We start from the raw sequence: 21,016 nt of genomic DNA on the forward strand, positions 1-21,016 counted from the left end.
GGGAAGTGTGTTCACATGGGTCAATTCTCAGTGACAATTTATGGGGCTACCGGGTCAGTTCTCAGTGACAATCAACACCGCGCAACCCCTGATAGTTTGTAGTCTTCAGGAACCAAAACTGGTTCACACCTATACTTGCTAACTTATGATCAAAAAATCATAATTTTTCAGACAATTGCAGAAAAAATTTTAAAAATTTGCAATGTAGCCCTTCGGTTCTAAAGCTTTTGGCCAATGTCTTCTTTGCCAACACCGAAGATTAGGGAGCTCGTATCAGATCCTTGAGTTCCCCCAACTTCCGGGAGGCAGTCGAACAGCTTCTTCCGCATGCAGAAGCTCCGGCTCTTGTCGTCCGAGGCGCTCCGCTGAGGACATTATCCGAGGAGACAAGATGTTCGATATCCCCACCAGACCTACGTGCGTTCACCATTTTATCCAAGAAAATGCCGAGGCTCTTCAGAACGCGGCCCTCCTACTGGGCGGGCGGCCCTGGCTTAAACGGATTCAGTGTCTGTTCGAGACGCTCTGGACCGAAAACTCGTTGCACGGTCGCGCCGGTCGCGAAGTGTCCGCTCTCCAAGATCTTCTCACTCTGGCACATGTGCATGATCCGCTCCGCCCCGAAGCTGCCTATTACGCAGCACTCGACCCCGCATCACCGCAGGTCGAAGAAATCTCCTTACTGGCGAATGAACTCCGACAGGCCTTCGAAGAGGCCTGTGCGGATCAGTCTTTCTCCGGCGAACACTAAGAGGAACTAAAATGAACGAGACCCCTATGCTGCAGGACAACCTTACCTCGCAAATCGAAGCTGCCCTCGACACCACGGCTAAGACGCTGGACGCGATAACCCGGGCTGACGTAACCGCGGCGCTCGATGGACTGCTGCTCGCCGATGTGCTGGCGTTGAGAGACAGGATTGAAGGCCTCACCATCTTCAAGAAGGGCGAACATCTTGCTGTGAAAGAGCTGTCTGAGCGCCTCGAACCGGTCATCCTGGCTGCGACGACGGTTCATTACATCCCAGCCGAGGAATGGGACATCAATCCACCGAGCGAAGAGAGAGTCGTGGCTCCCTACGGTCTCGCGGCTATCGACCTGCGTAGCCGTCTGAGGGATCTCGCCGCGCGGTTAGCGGCGGTCCAGAACATGCTGGAAGGGGAACGGATCGCTGCGGACCTCCGCGGCGAATATACCTGATTGGCACACCTGTGTCGCCAGATTAGGCAATGCAGCATTACTTGGCCGTTCCGAAAGACGGCCGAGAACATACAACTCAAGCCTGCCACAAAAGACTTACTGAAGATGTCACAGGCGTGACACAACTACAGTCACATGAGGGGTCAGACCGCGGTCAAAGGGGTTTTGTCGTTCGTACACTGAAGGTTGAGGCCCTTTTTTCTTGGGCCCCTACCAGCCGAGCCAAATCTGCCCCGGACCGCAGAGGTCAGTGCAGATACCACGGGATCTACGCGGACTTTCAGACGGATCCGCAATGGTTCTTGCCCGGCCGCCTGGCCGAACGCCCCTCCCCCTTGGAAGGTCCTTGCAAATGACTACTTAGCAGTTCCACTTCGAGAGGCGACCAAAAAGCCTCCCATTCCTCGCTATAGAAGACTTGGTAACCGTAGCGCCTACTGTAGCAATTCCTGTAGCAAACCAGGCCTCTGCAACGGCAGAAATAGGCCAAAGTCCCTTATTTTATTGGGCCAATCAGTAATATCTGGAGAGTTAAATGGTGCCCGGGGGCGGAATCGAACCACCGACACGAGGATTTTCAATCCACTGCTCTACCCCTGAGCTACCCGGGCACGGGTCACCTCTTTCAAGGTCGGGTGAGCGGGTTCTAGGACCTGTGGCGCGGGGTGTCCAGCCCCATTTTGCCCTGAAACCCACTTCTTTTCAAAAAACGCGAATTTTACTGTGTTAATGGGGCTTTGCGGGGCGGTCTTGTGGCGCTTCGGCGGCGTCGATGGCGGCTTCCACGTCTTCGGGGTCGCGCGAGGGGACGGCGTAGCTGCCGTTGAACCAGCGGCCCAGATCGATGTCGGCGCAGCGGCGCGAGCAGAAGGGGCGATGCGCCTTGACGGTTTCGGCTTTGCAGATCGGGCAGCTCATTGGCCTGCCCCTGTCAGCACCTCCGCCAGCACCGGGCGGGCGCGTTTGCGTTGCAGCTCGTAATGGCCCAGAGGCGTCCAGCCGACCAGCGTCGTATCCACATCGTCGGCGCGGAAAGCGGCGCGCAGGGCGCTTTCAAACGTCCGGCGGTCCTTCTTGGGCATGGGCGCAAGGTCGAGCGTGATCTGCCCGCCCAACCCGCGCAGACGCAGGGCACGCGGCAGCGCTTTGGCACAGGCCATATTGGCCTTCACCCCGGCGGCGAGCGAGGCATCGTTGCCGGTGTTCACATCGACCGCAACCAGCGCACGTGTCGGCTCCACAAAGATCGACGCGCCGCCGCCGAGCGGCACCTGCGCCGAGGCCACGCGGTCGAGCTCTTCCAGAACGCCGTGGTCGTCAAAACCACCGACCTCGGTCACCACCTCGGCGGGCGCGGTCCAATCGCGCCAAGCGAGCAGATGCGGGCCATCGCCTTCGCTCAGCACCTCCATCTGTTGCGCGTCATCATTGGCCACGGTATCCGCCAAGCTGAGCATATTGGCGATATCCTCGGCGATATCCTCCGCATCGGCACCGGCGCAGGAGGACCGCAGGATCAAGCCCAGATCGGCCCCGCCCGCCACCTCATGGGCGATTTCGAGCAGCCGGTCGCGCTCTTCCTCGTCCTTGATGCTGCGCGAGATGTTCAGCCCCGGCGCATCCGGCGTCACGATGGCATAGCGCGACTTAAAGAGCAGCTTATTGGTCACCGGGATCGCCTTGCCCGGCTCGGCATGGCCCGAGACCTGCACGAGAATCGTCTGACCCGGGGCCAGCCCCTTGATCTGACGCAGGAACGCCGGGCCATCGGGGGTCTTGAGGAACATGCCCCCCTGCCCCTTCACCGGACGATCCGCAATCGCGCGGTAAACGGTGCCGACGCGCGGCCCGTCACTGTCGATCAGAAAATCATCCAGCTTGCCGTCCACCATCAGGGCGGCGGCCTCGATATCACCGAGATGGTCGAGAATAATCGTACGGCCCTTCATGGCGTCCTTCCGTCAAATGGGTAACCTGCGGCTTGCAGCAGGTTCGCAGCCTCGGCCAATGGCAGGCCGACGATTGCAGTGAATGAGCCGCTAATCCATGGGATCAGCGCGCCCGCGGGGCCTTGGATACCATAGCCGCCCGCCTTGCCGCGCCAATCGCCGGTGGCGAGGTAACGGCGAATTTCGGGCTCGGACAGAGATTTCATCTTCACATTGCTCTGCACATCACGCTGCCAGAGCTTTTCGCCGCGCTTCACGGCGACGGCGGTGACCACCTTATGCCGACGGCCCGACATCAGCCGCAAAAAGGCTTCGGCCTCGGCCTCATCCTCGGGCTTGCCGAGGATGCGCCGGCCAAGCGCCACGGTGGTATCGGCGCAAAGCACGATATCCTCCGCCCCCGCGGGCACCGCCGCCACTTTCTCGCGCGCCATTCGGGCGCAATAGGGGCGCGGCAGCTCGGCCTTATGGGGGGTCTCGTCGATGTCGGGGGCGCGAATGGCATCGGGGGTCACGCCGATCTGGGCCAAAAGCTCCAACCGGCGCGGCGATCCTGATCCAAGAATGAATTGCATCTTATGGGCCTCTTTGCCTGAGGCCGGCGGCCCGGTCGGGGCCGCGCACGGCCCCGCCTGCGCCGCGCAACGCGCGAACGCGGTGCCGCTTACTTGAAGCGATAGTTGATCCGACCCTTGGTCAAATCATAGGGTGTCATTTCCACCTGAACCTTGTCGCCAGCCAGAACACGGATGCGGTTTTTCCGCATCTTGCCTGCCGTATGCGCGATGATCTCATGGCCGTTTTCCAGCTCGACCCGAAACGTCGCGTTAGGCAGGAGTTCCTTCACGACACCGGGAAATTCGAGCGTATCTTCCTTGGCCATGGTCTCTCCTTGAGCACAAAACCCTCCAAAACGAGGGCGCAGGCTTAAATGGGCGCATTTTTGCGCTTTTTCAAGGGGGATTCAGCGCAAAGCGACGTTTATCGCCTTTCCGTCGCGGCCAATCTGGTCTTGCCAGTCCCTTCGGTTAAGCACGATGCCATCCGCGCGCACCTCGGCGACCTGCGCCAAATCGGCGTCCGCCACGGTCCAGCCGGGGGCGTTAACCTCGCGCATGCCCAAAATCCCCGTGGGCGGGAAGCCGCGATCCGGGGGGCAGAAAATCCCGCCCGCGCCATAGGATTGCCCCAAAGCCTCGGACCAATCGGCCTTGCCTACGACCGAGGACATGGCGGTGATGCACTGATTCTCAAGCGCCCGCGCCATGGAGCCGATGCGCACCCGCCAATAGCCCGCGAGCGTTTCGGTCACACTGGGCACGCAGATCACATCACATTCCGCCAGCGCACGGCCCAGCAGGGGAAACTCGCTGTCATAGCAGATGAGAATCCCGATCTTGCCAATGGCCGTGTCAAAGACCTGAAGCGCATTGCCCCCGATCACACCCCATTCCTCGCGCTCGAAACGGGTCATGATCTGCTTGTCCTGCACGCCGATCTGCCCCGTGGGCGTGATCAGCCGGGCACGGTTGACCGGGCGGCTCTCAGTCGCTGCGGGGCCTGAGCCGGCCACGATATGCACGTTATGCTCGGCGGCGAGTTTCACATGCAGCCGTTCCGCCTCCTCAAGCTTGTCCGACACCGCAAAGAGCGACCGTTCCAAATCGCCCGCCACCTCGGCCCCGTCGAGCGTCGCCAGTTCCATCGCCGCATATTCAGGAAAAACCAGCAGTTCCGCCCCCTGCACTGCCGCCTCGGCGACCCAATGGGCCAGTTTGTCTTCGTATTGCGCCCATGATGTCAGAACATCGAGCGGATAGGCGGCTGTGGCGATCTTCATTTGAATGGCTCCTAGTTTCCGCGCAGTCTGCGCAGCTTTACCGATGGCTTCAAGACCGGCAGCACCGCTTTCGTGGAACCGCCCGAGAGGCTGCCGCTCGCTTGGGCAAAGGCTTGACCTGACCCGCGCGGGGTTTCACAAGATCCGAAAGAGATGGGACCATATGCTGAACAAGGGCATCACCCTGCGGGGCATCGAAGTGTTTGAGGCGCTGGCGCGGAGCGGGTCGGTGGCGCAGGCGGCCGAGGCCACGGGGCTCAGCCAGCCCGCCGTCAGCCAGCAGATGCGCAACCTCGAAGCGGCCATCGGCGCGGAACTGGTCGACCACACCCGCCGCCCCATGCGATTGACCCCAGCCGGGCAGATGTTCCTGCGCCGGGCCGAACAGGCGCTCAGCGAATTGCGCCAAGCGCAGAGCGAAGTCACGGTGATGGATTTGGCCCATCTGGAGGCGCTGAACCTCGGCGTGATCGACGATTTCGACGATGACCTGACCCCGCGCCTTGCCACGATCCTTGGCGACAGCCTGACCGGCTGCCGCTTTCGGATGATCACCGCGGGCAGCAATGAATTGGCCGGGGCACTGCGCGACAAAAGCCTGCATATGGCACTCTCGGCGCAGATCGACGAACCGATGGCGGGGGTTCTGGAATATCCGCTGGCCCGCGATCCGTTTATCCTCGTCACCCCCGCGGGCACCTCTGCCGATCCCGACGCCCTGCTGCGCGGCGCCACCGATCTGCCCTTCCTGCGCTATGCCGCCGATCAGTTGATCGCGCGGCAGATCGAGGCGCATCTTGCATCAGAGAGACACAACCTGCCCGCCCGTTTCGAGATTGGCAGCCATCTGGCCCTGATGGCCATGGTGGCCCGCGGCATCGGCTGGGCGATGACCACGCCCTTGGGATACATGCGCGCCGCCCGTTTTCACGACCGCCTCGCCGCGCACCCCCTGCCCGCGGCGGCACAGGCCCAACCGCCTGCGCGCACCATCTCTCTCTTCGCGGGCGCGGAATGGTCCGGCCCCGTGCCGCGCGACATCGCCCAGACCCTGCGGCAGTTGATGCAGACCCATATGATCGCCCCCGCCATCGCGCAATTGCCCTGGCTGGCCGACGGCTTTCACCTGCTTGAAGACATGGACCCTATCGGAGAATAATGCCCCATGACCAAGATCGTGATCCTCACCGGCGCGGGCATCTCTGCCGAAAGCGGGCTTGAGACCTTCCGCGCCTCAGATGGCCTCTGGGCGCAGCACCGGGTCGAAGACGTGGCGACGCCCGAAGGTTTCGCCCGCAACCCCAAACTGGTGGTCGACTTCTACAACGCCCGCCGCGCGCAGGCCGCCGAAGTGGCCCCCAACGCTGCGCACCGCGCCCTTGCCCGGCTGGAGGCCGAGTTGCACGGCGAGGTGGTGGTGATTACCCAAAACGTCGACGATCTGCACGAACAGGGCGGGTCGCAGCAGGTCATGCATATGCATGGCGCGCTCAAAGGCGCGCTCTGCGCCGCTTGCGATCACCGCTGGCCCGCGCCCATGGTCATGGCACCGGGCGATCCCTGCCCCGCCTGCGGTGCCCCCGCCGCGCGGCCCGATATCGTCTGGTTCGGCGAAATGCCCTATGAGATGGACGCGCTTTTCGATCATCTGGCCGAGGCGGATATCTTTGTCGCCATCGGCACATCGGGCAATGTCTACCCCGCTGCCGGTTTCGTCGCCGAGGCCCGCCGTGCCGGGGCGCATACGATTGAGTTCAATCTCGAACGCTCTGCCGTGGGCAATCAGTTCGCCGAACATCGCATCGGGCCCGCCAGCCAGACAGTGCCGGAATGGGTGGCCGAAGTGCTTGAGGCGCGCCGCTAGTCACCGGCGCGCCACGGGCCGTCAGCGCGGTTCGCTGCGCAACCCTTTGTAGATCGTGTAACACATCAACAGCATCAGGATCGCAAAAGGCACCCCCGTCGCGGTGACCCCGGCCTGCAGCGCCGACAACCCGCCGCCGATCAGCAGCACGATGGCGATCAACCCTTCGACGATGCACCAGAAGATGCGCTGCGGCACCGGGGCGTCAATCTTGCCCCCCGCCGTGATCGTATCGACAACCAGCGACCCCGAATCCGAGGAAGTGACGAAAAACACCAGCGCCAGAAGGATCGCGATGGTCGAGGCGATCTTGGTAAAGGGAAGCTCATTCAGCATCCCGAACAGCGAGAGTTCCGGCGAATAGCTGTCGATCACATTGGCCTTGACCAGCGATGTCTCAGGGCTGGCAAGGATCTGGTCAATCGCGATGCCGCCAAAGACGCCCATCCAGATGAAGATGATCAGCGACGGGATCAACAACACGCAGATGATGAACTCCCGCACCGTGCGCCCGCGCGAGACCCGCGCGATAAACATGCCCACGAAAGGCGCCCAAGAGACCCACCACGCCCAATAGAACGCGGTCCAGCCTTCGCGGTAGGAATCATCCTCCCGACCGAAGGGATTGGAGAGCGGGATGATCTCTTGCGTATAGGCCAACAGACCGGTCCAGAACCCGTCGAGCCCCACCAGCGTCGGGCCGACGAAAAGCACGAAGAGGAAGAATAGGACCGCCACGATCATGTTCACCTCCGACAGGACCTTCACCCCGCCGTCCAGCCCGCGCCAGACCGACACCAGCGCCACGGCGGTCACCAAGAGAATGATGATCACCTGCACATTGGTCGAAATCTCGAGCCCGAAGGCGAAGTTGAACCCCGCATTGGCCTGCTGCGCACCAAGGCCAAGCGATGTGGCAAGACCAAAGAGCGTCGCGAAAACCGCCAGAATATCAATGATATGCCCCGGCCAGCCCCAGACCCGATCACCCAGCAGCGGGTAGAAGCACGACCGGATCGAAAAGGGCAGCCCCTTGTTATAGGTGAAGAGCGCCAAGGCCAGCGCCATGATCGCATAGACCGCCCAACCGTGCAGCCCCCAGTGATAAAAGGTCGCCGCAAGACCCATGGCGCGGGCAGCCTCCACATTCTCGGGGATGATCGACCCATCCTCGGCAATCGGCAGGGGCACCCCCAGCGGGCCGGAGACGTTCATATGGTACACCGGTTCGAGCACACCGAAGAACAACAGGCCAATCCCCATGCCCGCGGCAAAAAGCATGGCGAACCACGCCAGATAGGAGTATTCCGGCACGGCCTCTTGCCCGCCGAGCCTGACCTTCGAAATCGGCATGAAGATCAGCGCGATGCAGAACAGAACGAAGACGTTCACGATGATCATGAACAGCCAATCCAGCTTGGTCGTGGCGAAATCGCGAACGGCGAGGAAGACCACCCCGGCCTGATCCGGGAAGAGCATGGTCAGCAGCACAAAGGCCACCGCCGTCAGGCCCGAGACCATGAAGACCGGGTTATGAATGTCAAAACCCAACGGGCCGAGGGATCCGTCGATATTGTCTTGGCCGACCTCGAAATCAGTCTCAATCTCATTCGTATCGGGTGGCGTAGTGGAACTGGACGTGCCGGGTGTGGGGTCGGTCATGGAGTCTCCGATCTTGATGCACTGTCTGAACCCCGCTCGGCAGGTAGCATGGCCAGAACAACAATTGTCGGAAGATCAATTAGCGCGCCTGTCTAAGGTTTCCCGAATAAAAACATGCCCCTGCGCAAGAAAATTACCCCGAGCCGCCACGGCCCTAGCCCCTGATAGGCCGGAAACCCTAACAAATTCCTAAGACCAAAACGAAAAAGGCCCCGATCCTTTCGGATCGAGGCCCCAATCTCTATGCGGTAAGCCTTAGCTCAGCACATCGGCAGTCGCGCTGGATTTCGCGATGGCCTTTTTGATTTTCAGCGCGTTGTCGGACAGTTCAACGTCTTTGGCTTTTGCCAGGAACTTGTCCAGACCACCACGGTGGTCAACGCTGCGCAGGGCTGCGGCAGAGATGCGCAGCTTGAACGCGCGGCCCAGTGCTTCGGACTGCAACGACACGTCGTTGAGGTTCGGCAGGAACCGACGGCGTGTACGGTTGTTGGCGTGGCTTACGTTGTTGCCCGTCATCGGGCCTTTTCCGGTCAATTCGCAACGGCGCGACATGGGTTCATCCTTTTGCTGTTGTGTCCTTCCAGCGATCCGGAAACACACATAACGTGGGGGCCGCGCAGAGCCGACCCTGAATTGGTTCGCTGGCTTTAAGGGGAATCGCGGTAGCCGTCAACCCGAAGCGCGGGACTTGGTCATATTTCCTGCGCCCGCCGCCGATCGCGTCAACCGCCCCGCCCCTGCGCCGCCTTTGCTACGCTGGTTTTTGCCGCTCGGGCCAGAGTTTCCTTTGCATCCCCTCGATGGATTTGCGATGCAGACGCATGACCATACAGATGCGCGCCCTTTTCGTTCACCTTTTCACTGCCACCGGAGCAGTGCTGGCGATGCTCGCCATGCTTGCCGCCGTGGAAGAGAAATGGGACCTCATGTTTCTATGGCTGGTGATCGCCTTTTTCGTCGATGGCATCGACGGGCCGCTGGCGCGCAAATATGACGTGAAGACCAACGCGCCCGAGTTTGATGGCGTCTTGATGGATCTGATCATCGATTATCTGACTTATGTCTTCATCCCGGCCTTCGCGCTCTTTACCTCGGGGCTGATGGACGGCTGGAGCGGTTGGGCGATGATCATTATCATCACCTTCGCCAGTGTCATGTATTTCTCTGACACGCGAATGAAAACAAAGGATAATTCCTTTAAAGGTTTCCCCGGCTGCTGGAACATGCTGGTGCTGGTGCTCTTTGCCTTGCAGCCCGAGTGGTGGATCAGCCTGATCGTGGTCACGATCCTTGCCGCAGCGATGTTTCTGCCGATCAAATTCGTCCACCCCGTCCGGACCGAGCGTTGGCGTCCCGCGACGCTGCCCATGGCGCTGGCATGGACCTTCTTTGCAGGCTGGTCCGCTTGGGTGAACTTCCACCCCGAAAGCTGGGCGCATTGGGGTCTGGTGATCACCTCGGTCTACCTGATCTGCGCCGGTGCCGCGCAGCAATTGATCCCTTCGGGCGACGACTGAACCCGCCTTAGCTCCTCAAATCAACAGCCCCGCCGCGCCTTCATGGCGCAGCAGGGCGACCTTGGTCTCGACCCCGCCCGCGCCGCTGAAGCCAGTGAGCCCCTTGGCGCCCATGACGCGGTGGCAGGGGACGAGGATCGGGATCGGATTGCCGCCGCAGGCCCCACCCACGGCCTGCGCTGGCACGCCGAGGTCACGAGCGATCTCGCCGTAGGTGCGGGTGTGGCCGAAGGGAACGGCCGCGATGGCAGCACAGACCGCACGCTGGAAGTCACTACCGGTGACGCGCAGCGGCAGGTCAAAGTGCTGACGTTGGCCTGTGGCGTATTCGTTAATCTGCCTTAGAGCGGTGTCGAGCACCTCCGAGCGGTCTTGCCCCGCCGCCAGCCCCCAGCCGAGCGCCGTGATCGCGCCGTCTTTTTCAGTGACGATTAGATCGCCGAAGGGCGTGGAGAGAGAGGCCTGTTTCATCGCCCTACTCTGCGCCAGAATTCACGCCTGCGAAAGAGCGCTGAGGGGATCGCCCTCCCTGGGGGGCGATACGCCCTATCTTGCGGGTGTGGACTTGCAAGAGACGCTAAAGGTGCGAATTGCGCAAACGCTGCAAAATCGCCCTCCGGGGGGAGGGAGGGCGTTGCCCGTGGTTCCCACGGGCGGGGCTTTGGCGACCTGACAAAGAAAAACGGGCGCCGGTTTTCCCGACGCCCGTTTTATCAGTCTCTTAGAAAGCCTCAGGCTTCCGCCAGCGCCTCGCGCACCGCCTCATCACAGCGCCCGCAGACGCCGGGATATTCATGCGTGCCGACATCCGGCAGCACCTTCCAGCAGCGCTCGCATTTCGCGCCTTCGGCCTTTTCGAACACCACGGCCACGCCATCGGTCTCCGGCATGCGGAAAGCCTCCGCAGGTGCCGGATCGCCGGTCACAGTGATGTCTGAGGTGATGCTGACATCCTCGAAGGACACGCTCTCCAGCGCCTCGCGCTGCGCCACGTCGTCGACATGTACCACGGGGGCCGCCTCGAGCGAGGCGCCGATCACCTTCTCGGTCCGCTGCACCTCAAGCGCTGCGGTCACCACCCGGCGCGCGGCGCGGACCTTGGCCCATTTCGCCGCCAGTTCCGGGTTCAACCATGCTTCGGGCGTCTCGGGCATATCGACCAGATGCACCGAGGAGTCGTCGCCCGGGAAGCGCTCCAGCCAGACTTCTTCCATGGTGAAGACCAGCACCGGGGCCAGCCAAGTGGTCAGACGGTGGAAGAGGATATCCAGCACCGTCCGCGCGGCGCGGCGGCGCAGGGTGTCGCCGTCGCAGTAAAGCGCATCCTTGCGGATGTCGAAGTAAAAGGCCGAGAGATCGACTGTGGCAAAGGTGAACACCGCCTGAAACACGCCTTGGAAGTCGAAACGCGCGAAACCGTCGCGCACGACCTTGTCGAGTTCCGCCACCCGGTGAAGCACCCACTGCTCCAGTTCCGGCATCTCCGCCGGATCCACCCGGTCCGCCTCGGAAAAGTCACTCAGCGCGCCCAGCATGTAGCGCATGGTGTTGCGCAAGCGACGATAGCTGTCGGCGACGCCCTTGAGGATCTCATCCCCGATGCGCTGGTCGGCGGTGTAATCGGTCTGCGCCACCCAGAGCCGCAGGATATCGGCGCCATACTGCTGCACGATCTTCTCGGGCACGATGGTGTTGCCGATGGACTTGGACATCTTCATGCCCTTGGCGTCCAGCGTGAAGCCGTGGGTCACCACGTTGCGATAGGGCGCGCGGCCCGTGGTGCCGACGGATTGCAGCAGCGAGGAATGGAACCAGCCGCGGTGCTGGTCGGTGCCCTCCATGTAGACATCGGCGATGCCATCCTCGGTGCCGTCCTCGCGGTCGCGCAGGGTGAAGGCATGGGTCGAGCCGCTGTCGAACCAAACGTCGAGGATGTCGGTCACCTGATCGAATTCCGCCGGATCGACGATGCCCTGAAGGAAACGCTCCTTGGCGCCTTCGGCATACCAGGCATCCGCGCCTTCGGCCTCGAAAGCCTCGACGATGCGCTGGTTCACCGCGTCGTTGCGTAGTAGGAAGTTCTCGTCCGTGGGCGCCACGCCCTTGCGCACGAAGCAGGTCAGCGGCACGCCCCAGGCGCGCTGGCGGCTCAGCACCCAGTCGGGCCGCGCCTCCATCATCGAATAGAGACGGTTGCGGCCGGATTTCGGCACCCAATTGACCTTGTCGATGCAAGTGAGCGCGCGCTCACGGATGGTCTTGCCGTTCTGGTCCAGACCGTCACCGACCTCCTTGTCGATGGCAGCAAACCACTGCGGCGTGTTGCGGTAGATCACCGGCGCCTTGGAGCGCCAGCTGTGCGGATAGCTGTGCTTGATCTTGCCGCGCGCCAGCAGGCCGCCGACCTCCACGAGCTTGTCGATGATGGCGCTGTTGGCGTTGCCCTCCTTGCCGTTCGGCTTGAGGATCGCCTTGCCACCGAAGAAGGGCAGATCGTCGCGGAAGCGGCCATCTTCCATGACGTTGTAGGTGATGACCTGCGGCAGCATGCCGAGATCGCGGTAGAGCTCGTATTCCTCCAGACCGTGAGAGGGTGCGCAGTGCACGAAGCCCGTGCCCTCGTCCGAGGTCACGAAATCGGCGGCGCGGAAATCGCGCAGGTCGTCCCATTCGCCGTTTGCGCCCTCGGCCCCCGCGAAGGGGTGCTGGAGCGAGACCTTGGCCAGCTCGTCATTGCTCACGCCGCGCACCCGGCGCCACATGCCATCTTCCAGCCGCGCCCGGCCCAGCACGTCGGCGGCCAGATCATCGGCCAGAAGGTAGCGGTCGCCGACATTGGCCCAGCATTCGTCAGGCGTGCCGGTGACCTCGTAAAGGCCATAGGAGATGCCCTCGCCGTAAACCACGGCCTTGTTCGAGGGCATGGTCCAAGGCGTGGTGGTCCAGATCACCACCTTGGCGCCATCCAACTCGCTGTCGGTGCCCACGACTTTGAACTTGACCCAGACGGTGAAGCTTTCCTTGTCGTGATACTCGACCTCGGCCTCGGCCAGCGCCGTCTTCTCGACAGGCGACCACATCACGGGCTTGGAGCCCTGATAGAGCGTACCGTTCATCAGGAACTTCATGAATTCCTCGGCGATCACCCGCTCGGCATGGAAATCCATGGTCAGATAGGGATTTTCCCAGTTGCCGGTGATGCCAAGCCGCTTGAATTCCTCGCGCTGCACGTCGACCCATTTGGCGGCAAAGTCGCGGCATTCGGCGCGGAACTCGTTGATCGGCACCTGATCCTTGTCGCGGCCCTTCTTGCGGTACTGCTCTTCGATCTTCCACTCGATCGGCAGGCCGTGGCAATCCCAACCGGGGATGTAGCGCGCGTCATAGCCCATCATCTGGTGGGAGCGGACGATCATGTCCTTGATCGTCTTGTTCAGCGCGTGGCCGATGTGCAGGTTGCCGTTGGCGTAGGGCGGGCCGTCATGCAGGGTGAAAGGCTCCCGCCCCTCTTTCTCGCGCAGGCGGTCATAGACGCCGATCTTTTCCCAACGCTCCAGCCAGCCGGGCTCGCGCTTGGGCAATCCGGCGCGCATGGGGAAATCGGTCTTGGGCAGGTTCAGCGTGGCTTTGTAGTCGGGGGTCTCGGCGCACATGGGGGGCGTCCTTTAGGCATTTGGGGGGTTATTCAATCTCGGTCGGTGCGAATGGCTCAAGCACCTCGGCCCGGCGTCTCAATTGCTCAGAGCGCCGGGAATATAATTCGAATAATGATCGCGGTGAGGCGTGTCATGGGCCCGCTTATAAACAGCCCCCCCTGCCCCGACAAGCCCCGGAAGACGCGCGACAATCGGGCTGAAAACACCGCCAGAGTCGCCGCCCGCCGGACTTAACATTTTTTATGATCCCCGGCCTTCGCTTGAATTTTTCGGCGAAAACAGCATCATAAGGTATTCGACAAAGCTTTATTTCCGCGGGCTCCGTTTTGGGGAACCCGCGACAATTCTAATGGGCAGAAAGACCTGCGTGTGACCATCAAAGACACCTTTTATCACGATATGGCCGTAAAACCGTCAGGCATGGTCGACCATCTAAGCGGCGCGCAATGGGCCAAGCTTGCCCCGCTGATGACCCAGCACGAGCGTTTCACGCCCGGAACCGTGATCAGTCGCAGGGGGGATTTTCTGGATCACAGCCTGTTGCTGCTCGATGGGTTGATCGCCCGCAGCGTGCCGCGCGGACAGCGTGCCCGCAGCACCTTCGTCGCCCTCCAATTCCCCGGCGAGTTTGTCGATCTGCACGCCTTCCCGCTAAAGCAACTCGACCATGATGTGATATCGCTGACCGATACCCATGTCGCCATCATCTCGCATGAGCCGCTGCGCGAATTGCTCAATGGCGATGTTGAGATGGCCCGGAAACTCTGGTTGATGACCTTGGTCGATGCCTCCATCCACCGCCATTGGGTGATGCGCAACAGCGCCATGCGCGCGCTGGCGCGGGTAGCGAATTTCCTGAGCGAATTCGATGCCCGCATGACCGCCGCCCATGGGATGGAGCGTCAGAGCCTGCCCTTCAGCCTGCGCCAGACCGATATCGCCGATGCCACCGGCCTCACCTCGGTCCATGTCAGCCGCACCCTGCGTGAGCTGCGCGAACATGGCTGCTGTGCTGTGACGGGCGGCAAACTTCTGATTAACGACCGCGCGGGGCTGCATAAGGTCGGCCAGTTCGAGCCTGCCTACCTCTATATGCCCCAAGCCGAAGCGGCGCTTTAACCCGCCTCTGCCAGAGGCTGCGGCGCACCTTCCACCTGCAAAGCAATCGCCGGATAGGTTTTACGCGGCAGCGCGACATCCCTCTGCGCCCGGGCCGCGTGATAGAGCCGTTCGAACTTCGTCACCATCGCCTGCGCATCAAAGAGCCGTGCCACACGGGCGCGGGGCACCTTGGCGGGGATATCGCGCGCCTGTAGCAAGGCCCGCGCCAAGGCAACTGCGCTATCTTCCGCCGCGATGACACCTGCCTCGCCAAGCACCTCCTCAACTGCGCCATGCGGGGTTGCGGCAACAGGCAGGCCCGTCGCCATCGCCTCCACCGCGGCGAGGCCAAAAGGTTCCTCCCACTGTGGGGTGAAGAGCGCCACCGAGGCCCGCCCATAGGCCGCCCCAAGCGCCGCCGTTTCCAGATGCCCGACATAGGCCACATCGCCATAAAGATGCGGTCTTACCATATCGTTAAAGTAGTCCTGATGCTCGACCACCCCGTAGATGCGCAGGGGCACCCCTGCGATCTGCGCCGCCTCTGCCGCCAGATGGGTGCCCTTGGTCGGGGTGATCCGCCCCGCCCAAACGGCGCTGCCATCTCCCGGCCCGCCTTGTGGCCATTCGTCAAGGTCAATCCCGTTGTGCACCACATGCGCCGTGTCGGGCGCGCCCTCGGGCCACCAGATGCCGCGTTGCCGGGCCGAGACGACAGAGGACAGATGCCATGGCGCCGCCCCATCCATCAGCGCGCCCCGCAGCACTTTGAACGGCGGGATATGCAGCGAGGTCACCATCGGCAGCCGCTCCGCCCGCGACAGGCGCGGCAGGAAGCGGTGCAGCGCGTTGTTGTGCACCACGTCAAAGCCACCCTCCAGCAAGAGCCGCGCGGCGCGGGCATAGCAGGCGTCGAGGTGGTCGTTCAGCGCGTCGGTCCCGTGAAAATCATGCCACGGAAAACGCGCGTCATAATGCGCGTCACAGATCGGCAGCAGCTTCACCCCCGCCGGCAGGCTCGCCGCGCTGTCCTCGCTGGCCAATAGGGTCACCTCATGCCCGCGTTCGGCCAAGATCCGGGCAAGACCGTGGGTAAAAGCCTCCATGCCGCCCTTGAAGGGGGCGGCGATGGGGTGGCGAATATGGCCGACGATGGCGGTGCGCAGGGTCATTCCGCCGCGATCCGCTCTTCGCCGCGCAGATAACGCAACACCCGAGCGGTATTGGCGTAAGGCTGGTCCGACTGCTGCTCGCAGAGCGCGAAGTCATCCGCATCCGGCTCGCGCAACTGCACCAGCGCGTCGCCGTCGCTCCCCACCAGCCCCATCAGGCGAAAGGCGGTGAGCCAGTGGTTCATGGTGCGATGGCCCCATTTATCGGCGAAAATCTCGGTATTGCGCAGGATCGACGGGATGTGGTGGATCGGCGGCATGCAATGCGGGTGATGCTGGTGAAAGACCTTCGCGCCCTTCGCCCAGTGGATCGGCACGCCGCGTTCGTCCAACTCTCGGCCAAAGTCGGTATCCTCCCCCCCGTAGCCGGTGAAACGCTCGTCAAAGCCGCCGGAGCGGTCCCAATCTTCGCGGTGGATGGCAAAGTTGAGCGACCAGAAACAGCGGTAATCGTTGCAGCGTTTCAGCCCCTCGGCAGGCGGCCCCTGACGGTCGGAATGGCGCACGGCGACGGCTTCCAGTTTGGGATAATCCCAACCTTCGGTGGCGGTTCCCGCCGGGAGGTAGTTGACCTCGCCCATGATCAGCCCGTTGCCCGGCACCGCATAGCCCATATAATCGGCGATCAGCTCCGGCGCCGGAATGCAATCCACGTCGAGAAAGACCAGACAGTCGCCTTTGGCCTCTGCCGCGACGGTATTGCGCGCGCGTGAGAGGGGCAATTCGCTGCCCGTCACCTGAACCTGCCGGATCGGGAAATCGGTCTGCGGCAGGTCGTCGTAAAGCGTGTCCTGCATGACCCCGATCACCAGCTCATCCGGCTGCCGGGTCTGACGGGTCAGGCCAAGGATCACATTGCGCAGATGCGCCGCCCGCCCCCGCGCGAGCGTCAGCGCGCTAACTGTGGTATTCTCAGGCACGGATGGGGTGAACGACGTCATGTAAGTCTCCGGTATCTTCGGGTGTTTCTGATAGCAGCTGCTCGGTCAGGCCGATCAGCCAATTGGCCGTCTCTGTGGCGGCATCCTCATTGACCAAGGCACGTTGCAGGGCGGGGTCATGGGCATCGAAGGTGTCTTGAATCGCGCGGCGCCATGCCGCGACGGAAGACGGGAAATGCGGCAGGTGATGCGCCGCCCCCGCCCGCGCTAGCGCCTCGGCCTTTTCGACCTGTTCGTCGAAATAGCGCCACTCCGGCACGGCGAGCCATGGTGTCTCTGCCGCTAGGATCTGGTGGCAGGTGGTGTTCCCGGTCGAGGCCACGACCATATCCGCCGCCGCCAGATAATCCGCCGCGTTATCAACCCAGCCGTGATGGCGCAGGTTGGCAGGCTCGGTCGCATGCCAATCGCGCGCCATGCGCCCGATGGTGATGAAAGCCGTCTCGGGCATCGCCCGCGCCGCGATGCCGAAGGGGGCGGAGGCGAAACCCGTGCCGCCCCCGCCCGACATGACCAGCACCATGCGCTGCTCTGGCCCGACGCCAAGCCTTTCGCGCAACATCGCGCGCCGCGCCGGATCGGGGCGTTTTACATCGACGCCCAAGCCGCCGGCGAAATGCGTTTTTTCCATATGCCGCGCGGGCCAATCCGGCTGCGCCAGCGCCATGGCGGCGGGACAAAGCAACCCGACCGCCCCGTCATAGGCCGCCTGATGCCCCGGATCACCGCGTTGACCGTGTTGCAGCACCTTCACATGCGGCACCGAACAGATCCGCGCAAGCTGCGCCACCTCTGCCGAGACATCGCTGATCATCAGCACCGGATTGGCGCTGGCGAACCAAGCGGCCAGTTGCGCCATGGCCTGCCGGATGCCGGGCCAGCCAAGCGGTGCGCAATGCACCGTATCCGGCGCGCTGGTGGTGTCGTTGATGTCCTCGGCCCCCGTCGCCTCGAATAGCGATGGCAGGGTGATGACTTCCACCGCCCGGGTGAAGGCGGGGAAAATATCCGGTTTCGCGCAGAAAACGGTCACCGGCTGGCTCTCGGGCAGCGCGTTGACGACCGCAGCACAGCGTTCCGCATGGCCGCGCCCCTGATGGTGGACGAAGTAACCGATGGGCCGCGTCATTGCGCCACCATCTTCACCGGCGGCTCCATCGCGTTGAGGGCAAAGCCGAAAGTCTCCAACCCCTCCAAGACCCCAGCCGCATGGGCCGCGCGGGCGTGGTAGAGCCGTTTGCCGCTCAGACGTTCGCGCAGCCCGTCCATCGCATTGCCCACCAAGATGCCCCGGCCCGGACCATCCTCCACCGCCTGCAACATGTCGAAATCATTGCCACTGTCCCCGGCCACGACAACCCGGTCCATCGGCATGCCCAACCGCCGCGCGGCGGCACAGACGGCAGGCCCCTTGCCCGCCGCCAAGGGCAGAACATCGATCAGCCGCCCATGCGAGGCCACAATCTGCGCCGCAGCACCGCGCCGCGCCAGATGCCGCTCCAACCGGCGCGCGGTGCGCATGTCACCAAAACCGCTGAGCTTCCACCGCCGCTGCTCAACCGGCGCTTGCCAGTTAAAGCCGAAGTCCTTCAGCGCCCGCTCCACCCGGGCCCGGTCCCATCCGGCGTCAAGCTTTTGGGCGAAACGCTCATCCAGACACAGCCGCCCCTCGGCATCGGGCAGATAGACCTCGGTCCCAACAGAGGTGATAAAGACGCGCGGGCTGGGCAGGTTCCAATCGCGCAGGATGCGGCGTGCTTCCGGCAGGCTGCGCCCCGTGGCCACGGCAAAAAGCGGTCGGTCCCGGGCGATCCATGCGTTGAACAGGGCGGCGGATGGCGCACAGCCCGTCAGCGTGTTGTCGATATCGCTGGCCAGCAGGACAGGCGCAGGCGTCGTCACGGGCGCGGCGTGGCGGATATCTTCGCAGATGTGCTGCACCTCTTCGGCCCATTTCGACCAGTCGTAGCGCCCAACATTGGCACGCCCGGCTTCCGATGCCTCAGTCCAGAATGCGCGATCGTCCAACAGCTTCAACAGCGCCGCCTCAATGGCCGCGCCATCGCAGGGCGGCACACAGAGACCATGGCCAAGGTCCGCCACGATATCGGCAGGGCCGCCTTCGCGCGTGGCCACCACCGGCAGGCCATGCGATGCCGCCTCCAACATGGTCAGGCCAAAGGGCTCATGCAGTGCGAGGTTAACAAAAACCCCACCGGTCTGCGCCGCGCGGTCATAGAGGGCCGCCACATCGCCCTGCGTATGGCTCGGCGGCAGCGCCACTTTTCCGCGCAGTTCCGGCACTTCTAACGTCTCCCGCAGGCGGATCAGCTCCGCGCGGGCCTCTGCATTCGCCTGCAGCGCATCGCCATGCTGGCCGGCGAGGATCACAAGGTTCGCCCGCGCCTGCAAAGCGGGGCTTTGCGCATAGACCCGCGCCAAGGTCGCAAGGTTCTTGCGGGCCACGGGGCGCGCCACGGCGAGCAGCGTGGGGCGGTCGGGGTCGCTCAACTGACCGGCCAAGAGCGCACGGCCCGCCCCGGCCTCAGCCGGGCGGCGCAGCGATACGCCCGGAGAGACCCGGTGCACCCGCGCCTGCGCATCCGCCCCATAGGCCGCGACCTGCACCTCGGCCTCATCGCGCGAAGACAGCACTACCGCATCCGCCTCCAACAGCGCGCGCCGCTCTGCCGCGACACGGGCGGCATCCACCTCTGCCCCTGACTTGCTCAGGGCCAGCGAATGGGGGGTATAGATCACCGGAATGCCGAACCGCGCCCGCGCCGCCAGCGCCAGTTGCGCCGCGTCGGCGAAATGCGCGTGGATCACATCCGGCAGCCGTTTGGCCTGCGCCAGATCGTCGAGGAACGCCTCCACCAGCGCGGGAATTTCCGCGGCGAGGTTTTCTTTGCTCAGATACCCCCGCTCCGCCGTCCAAAGCCGCCGGATCGACAGGCTGCGGCTGACCTGCTGCTCGGTCTGGGCGTGCACGGCCCCAAGGCTTGGTTCATCGAAAGCACGGGTCACGATCTGCACCGCATCCACATCGCCCCGCGCCGCCTGCGCGCGGGCCGCCCCCAAGATATAGGCGATGTGACCGCCGGTATCTTCGGTCACGCCATAGTTGACAGACGGCGCCGTGAGGCAGCCCCCGAGGGCAATGTGACAAATGAACATGAATGGGTCTCCTTATGGAGGGGTGACCCCCCTCACAGCCCATCCGTTCCGATAACAAATGTTAATGCATACATCGCTGGACAGCGCGGTTGGACGTCCTAGCTGCCTGCCATTGAACCCCGCCTCTCTCTCCCCCAATCAGAGCCGTCGTGATGCCCTCAGAAATCCCCCCGCGCTACCTGTTCATCGGCGGGCTGCACCGCTCAGGCACCTCGCTGGTCAACCGCTTGGCCAATGCCCTGCCCGGCGCGGGTGGCATCACCGGATCGGCGGCGCCCGAGAATGAGGGGGTCTACCTGCAAGGGGCCATTCCCCATACGGCGCAATCCGGGCGGCCCATGCATTTCGCGACCAACCCTGAGGAACATCTGACCGAGGCGCATCCGCTCAACAGTTTGGAGACGAAGACCCGGCTGGCGCAGGACTGGGCGCCGTGGTTTGCCCCGGACCTGCGTTGGCGGGTTGAAAAATCACCGGTGAACCTGACCCGCATGCGGTTGATGCAGCAACTCTTTCCCATGTCGCAATTCATCGTCGTCCTGCGCCACCCCGAGGCCGTTGCCGCCTCGGTCGCGTCATGGGTCCATGCGCCAGCGCAGGCGTTGATCGACCATTGGATCGCGGCACAGGTGCAGATGCTGGATGACCTGCCCTATCTGCATGCGGTGATGGTTCTGCGTTATGAGGATATCGTTGCCGACGCCTCCCGCGCCCTGCGCCGGATCGCGCGTTTCACCGATCTGCCCGAGGCGGCATTGCCCGAGGGCATTGCGGATGGAAATCAAACCCACGCCGGGGCCACACAGATGACGAAGGCACATGCGGCCGAGGGCGCGCGATGGGGCTATGCCCCCGGGTTGCAGGTCTCGCCTTGGCCCGGCCTGATCCAGCACCCGTTGCGCGCGGTGCGCGAAGCGGTTGAGGCAGCGTGATC

The 21,016-nt window shown here is 63.1% G+C and carries 20 protein-coding genes and 1 tRNA gene; 7 read left to right on the forward strand and 14 right to left on the reverse strand.

Translation table 11 applies throughout. The annotated features are described in order from the left end of the window. Positions 1-391: 391 nt before the first annotated feature. Positions 392-751 carry a hypothetical protein gene (locus ACGYK2_RS15670; RefSeq protein WP_394374341.1) on the forward strand — a complete coding sequence of 120 codons (360 nt, stop codon included), beginning with the start codon at positions 392-394 and terminating at the stop codon, positions 749-751. 11 nt (positions 752-762) lie between these two features. Next, a complete protein-coding gene (locus ACGYK2_RS15675; protein ID WP_348160521.1) occupies positions 763-1,200 on the forward strand; it encodes a hypothetical protein in 438 nt (145 codons plus the stop codon). 536 nt (positions 1,201-1,736) lie between these two features. Here the strand turns inward: ACGYK2_RS15675 and ACGYK2_RS15680 are convergent. From ACGYK2_RS15680 to ACGYK2_RS15705, 6 genes are all read right to left on the reverse strand, one after another. Continuing rightward, positions 1,737-1,811: transfer RNA gene (locus ACGYK2_RS15680), tRNA-Phe, on the reverse strand. Between the two features lie 115 nt (positions 1,812-1,926). Then, entirely contained in the window at positions 1,927-2,118 is a 192-nt protein-coding gene (locus tag ACGYK2_RS15685) for a DNA gyrase inhibitor YacG (RefSeq protein WP_271689502.1), read from the reverse strand. Next, positions 2,115-3,149, reverse strand: coding sequence for a ribonuclease E/G (locus ACGYK2_RS15690; protein WP_067268004.1), 1,035 nt, complete (start codon positions 3,147-3,149; stop codon positions 2,115-2,117). Before ACGYK2_RS15690 ends, ACGYK2_RS15685 begins: the two co-directional genes overlap by 4 nt. After that, entirely contained in the window at positions 3,146-3,724 is a 579-nt protein-coding gene (locus ACGYK2_RS15695) for a nucleoside triphosphate pyrophosphatase (protein WP_067268006.1), read from the reverse strand. The genes ACGYK2_RS15690 and ACGYK2_RS15695 overlap by 4 nt, the downstream gene beginning before the upstream one ends. 89 nt (positions 3,725-3,813) lie before the next feature. After that, on the reverse strand, positions 3,814-4,032 hold the full coding sequence (gene infA / locus ACGYK2_RS15700) for a translation initiation factor IF-1 (protein ID WP_005978431.1): 219 nt from the start codon (positions 4,030-4,032) through the stop codon (positions 3,814-3,816). 81 nt (positions 4,033-4,113) lie between these two features. Beyond that, positions 4,114-4,989 carry a carbon-nitrogen hydrolase family protein gene (locus tag ACGYK2_RS15705; protein WP_067268007.1) on the reverse strand — a complete coding sequence of 292 codons (876 nt, stop codon included), beginning with the start codon at positions 4,987-4,989 and terminating at the stop codon, positions 4,114-4,116. Between the two features lie 163 nt (positions 4,990-5,152). Here ACGYK2_RS15705 and ACGYK2_RS15710 point away from each other — a divergent pair, with 163 nt between their 5' ends. Both ACGYK2_RS15710 and ACGYK2_RS15715 read left to right on the forward strand, forming a co-directional pair. Continuing rightward, entirely contained in the window at positions 5,153-6,148 is a 996-nt protein-coding gene (locus tag ACGYK2_RS15710; RefSeq protein WP_209273862.1) for a LysR family transcriptional regulator, read from the forward strand. 6 nt (positions 6,149-6,154) lie between these two features. Further along, positions 6,155-6,853, forward strand: a complete 699-nt coding sequence (locus tag ACGYK2_RS15715) for an NAD-dependent deacylase (protein ID WP_271689467.1) — start codon at positions 6,155-6,157, stop codon at positions 6,851-6,853. 21 nt (positions 6,854-6,874) lie between these two features. Here the strand turns inward: ACGYK2_RS15715 and ACGYK2_RS15720 are convergent, their stop codons facing one another. After that, positions 6,875-8,515 (reverse strand): BCCT family transporter, encoded by a 1,641-nt coding sequence (locus tag ACGYK2_RS15720; protein WP_271689466.1) that lies wholly within the window; start codon positions 8,513-8,515, stop codon positions 6,875-6,877. A gap of 255 nt (positions 8,516-8,770) precedes the next feature. Further along, on the reverse strand, positions 8,771-9,070 hold the full coding sequence (gene rpmB, locus ACGYK2_RS15725; protein WP_067268014.1) for a 50S ribosomal protein L28: 300 nt from the start codon (positions 9,068-9,070) through the stop codon (positions 8,771-8,773). A gap of 269 nt (positions 9,071-9,339) precedes the next feature. Between rpmB and ACGYK2_RS15730 the strand changes: the two genes are divergently transcribed. Then, the gene (locus ACGYK2_RS15730; protein WP_271689465.1) at positions 9,340-10,035 is read left to right on the forward strand and encodes a phosphatidylcholine/phosphatidylserine synthase; all 696 of its coding nucleotides are present in this window, start codon (positions 9,340-9,342) and stop codon (positions 10,033-10,035) included. Positions 10,036-10,050: 15 nt separating this feature from the next. On the opposite strand, the gene ACGYK2_RS15735 is transcribed toward ACGYK2_RS15730, so the two are convergent. Both ACGYK2_RS15735 and ileS read right to left on the reverse strand, forming a co-directional pair. Further along, on the reverse strand, positions 10,051-10,506 hold the full coding sequence (locus ACGYK2_RS15735; RefSeq protein ID WP_271689464.1) for a methylated-DNA--[protein]-cysteine S-methyltransferase: 456 nt from the start codon (positions 10,504-10,506) through the stop codon (positions 10,051-10,053). A gap of 260 nt (positions 10,507-10,766) precedes the next feature. Further along, complete coding sequence (gene ileS, locus ACGYK2_RS15740; protein ID WP_271689463.1) at positions 10,767-13,688, reverse strand: isoleucine--tRNA ligase; 2,922 nt, start codon at positions 13,686-13,688, stop codon at positions 10,767-10,769. Between the two features lie 372 nt (positions 13,689-14,060). Between ileS and ACGYK2_RS15745 the strand changes: the two genes are divergently transcribed. After that, entirely contained in the window at positions 14,061-14,810 is a 750-nt protein-coding gene (locus ACGYK2_RS15745; RefSeq protein ID WP_271689462.1) for a Crp/Fnr family transcriptional regulator, read from the forward strand. Here ACGYK2_RS15745 and ACGYK2_RS15750 read toward each other — a convergent pair. The 4 genes from ACGYK2_RS15750 to ACGYK2_RS15765 are packed head-to-tail and all read right to left on the reverse strand — an operon-like array spanning position 14,807 to position 20,082. Then, positions 14,807-15,964, reverse strand: a complete 1,158-nt coding sequence (locus tag ACGYK2_RS15750; RefSeq protein WP_271689461.1) for a glycosyltransferase — start codon at positions 15,962-15,964, stop codon at positions 14,807-14,809. The two genes, ACGYK2_RS15745 and ACGYK2_RS15750, sit on opposite strands and share 4 nt — an antisense overlap. Next, positions 15,961-16,905 carry a glycosyltransferase family 2 protein gene (locus ACGYK2_RS15755; RefSeq protein WP_271689460.1) on the reverse strand — a complete coding sequence of 315 codons (945 nt, stop codon included), beginning with the start codon at positions 16,903-16,905 and terminating at the stop codon, positions 15,961-15,963. Before ACGYK2_RS15755 ends, ACGYK2_RS15750 begins: the two co-directional genes overlap by 4 nt. Further along, the gene (locus ACGYK2_RS15760; RefSeq protein WP_271689459.1) at positions 16,877-18,034 is read right to left on the reverse strand and encodes a glycosyltransferase; all 1,158 of its coding nucleotides are present in this window, start codon (positions 18,032-18,034) and stop codon (positions 16,877-16,879) included. Before ACGYK2_RS15760 ends, ACGYK2_RS15755 begins: the two co-directional genes overlap by 29 nt. Further along, positions 18,031-20,082 carry an HAD-IIB family hydrolase gene (locus ACGYK2_RS15765; RefSeq protein ID WP_271689458.1) on the reverse strand — a complete coding sequence of 684 codons (2,052 nt, stop codon included), beginning with the start codon at positions 20,080-20,082 and terminating at the stop codon, positions 18,031-18,033. The genes ACGYK2_RS15760 and ACGYK2_RS15765 overlap by 4 nt, the downstream gene beginning before the upstream one ends. Positions 20,083-20,234: 152 nt before the next feature. Here ACGYK2_RS15765 and ACGYK2_RS15770 point away from each other — a divergent pair, with 152 nt between their 5' ends. Next, positions 20,235-21,014: a sulfotransferase gene (locus ACGYK2_RS15770; RefSeq protein WP_271689457.1), complete on the forward strand. Its 780-nt coding sequence runs from the start codon at positions 20,235-20,237 to the stop codon at positions 21,012-21,014. Positions 21,015-21,016: the final 2 nt, after the last annotated feature.

Source organism: Sulfitobacter sp. 1A10359, from assembly GCF_043558145.1.
Classification (GTDB): domain Bacteria; phylum Pseudomonadota; class Alphaproteobacteria; order Rhodobacterales; family Rhodobacteraceae; genus Sulfitobacter; species Sulfitobacter faviae.

What these genes read in the sequence shown, in the direction of transcription:
- ACGYK2_RS15670 (WP_394374341.1), top strand. Translation starts at nt 392, where the DNA reads ATGTTCGATATCCCCACCAGACCTACGTGCGTTCACCATTTTATCCAA.
- ACGYK2_RS15675 (WP_348160521.1), top strand. Translation starts at nt 763, where the DNA reads ATGAACGAGACCCCTATGCTGCAGGACAACCTTACCTCGCAAATCGAA.
- ACGYK2_RS15685 (WP_271689502.1), bottom strand. Translation starts at nt 2,118, where the DNA reads ATGAGCTGCCCGATCTGCAAAGCCGAAACCGTCAAGGCGCATCGCCCC.
- ACGYK2_RS15690 (WP_067268004.1), bottom strand. Translation starts at nt 3,149, where the DNA reads ATGAAGGGCCGTACGATTATTCTCGACCATCTCGGTGATATCGAGGCC.
- ACGYK2_RS15695 (WP_067268006.1), bottom strand. Translation starts at nt 3,724, where the DNA reads ATGCAATTCATTCTTGGATCAGGATCGCCGCGCCGGTTGGAGCTTTTG.
- infA (WP_005978431.1), bottom strand. Translation starts at nt 4,032, where the DNA reads ATGGCCAAGGAAGATACGCTCGAATTTCCCGGTGTCGTGAAGGAACTC.
- ACGYK2_RS15705 (WP_067268007.1), bottom strand. Translation starts at nt 4,989, where the DNA reads ATGAAGATCGCCACAGCCGCCTATCCGCTCGATGTTCTGACATCATGG.
- ACGYK2_RS15710 (WP_209273862.1), top strand. Translation starts at nt 5,153, where the DNA reads ATGCTGAACAAGGGCATCACCCTGCGGGGCATCGAAGTGTTTGAGGCG.
- ACGYK2_RS15715 (WP_271689467.1), top strand. Translation starts at nt 6,155, where the DNA reads ATGACCAAGATCGTGATCCTCACCGGCGCGGGCATCTCTGCCGAAAGC.
- ACGYK2_RS15720 (WP_271689466.1), bottom strand. Translation starts at nt 8,515, where the DNA reads ATGACCGACCCCACACCCGGCACGTCCAGTTCCACTACGCCACCCGAT.
- rpmB (WP_067268014.1), bottom strand. Translation starts at nt 9,070, where the DNA reads ATGTCGCGCCGTTGCGAATTGACCGGAAAAGGCCCGATGACGGGCAAC.
- ACGYK2_RS15730 (WP_271689465.1), top strand. Translation starts at nt 9,340, where the DNA reads ATGACCATACAGATGCGCGCCCTTTTCGTTCACCTTTTCACTGCCACC.
- ACGYK2_RS15735 (WP_271689464.1), bottom strand. Translation starts at nt 10,506, where the DNA reads ATGAAACAGGCCTCTCTCTCCACGCCCTTCGGCGATCTAATCGTCACT.
- ileS (WP_271689463.1), bottom strand. Translation starts at nt 13,688, where the DNA reads ATGTGCGCCGAGACCCCCGACTACAAAGCCACGCTGAACCTGCCCAAG.
- ACGYK2_RS15750 (WP_271689461.1), bottom strand. Translation starts at nt 15,964, where the DNA reads ATGACCCTGCGCACCGCCATCGTCGGCCATATTCGCCACCCCATCGCC.
- ACGYK2_RS15755 (WP_271689460.1), bottom strand. Translation starts at nt 16,905, where the DNA reads ATGACGTCGTTCACCCCATCCGTGCCTGAGAATACCACAGTTAGCGCG.
- ACGYK2_RS15760 (WP_271689459.1), bottom strand. Translation starts at nt 18,034, where the DNA reads ATGACGCGGCCCATCGGTTACTTCGTCCACCATCAGGGGCGCGGCCAT.
- ACGYK2_RS15765 (WP_271689458.1), bottom strand. Translation starts at nt 20,082, where the DNA reads ATGTTCATTTGTCACATTGCCCTCGGGGGCTGCCTCACGGCGCCGTCT.
- ACGYK2_RS15770 (WP_271689457.1), top strand. Translation starts at nt 20,235, where the DNA reads ATGCCCTCAGAAATCCCCCCGCGCTACCTGTTCATCGGCGGGCTGCAC.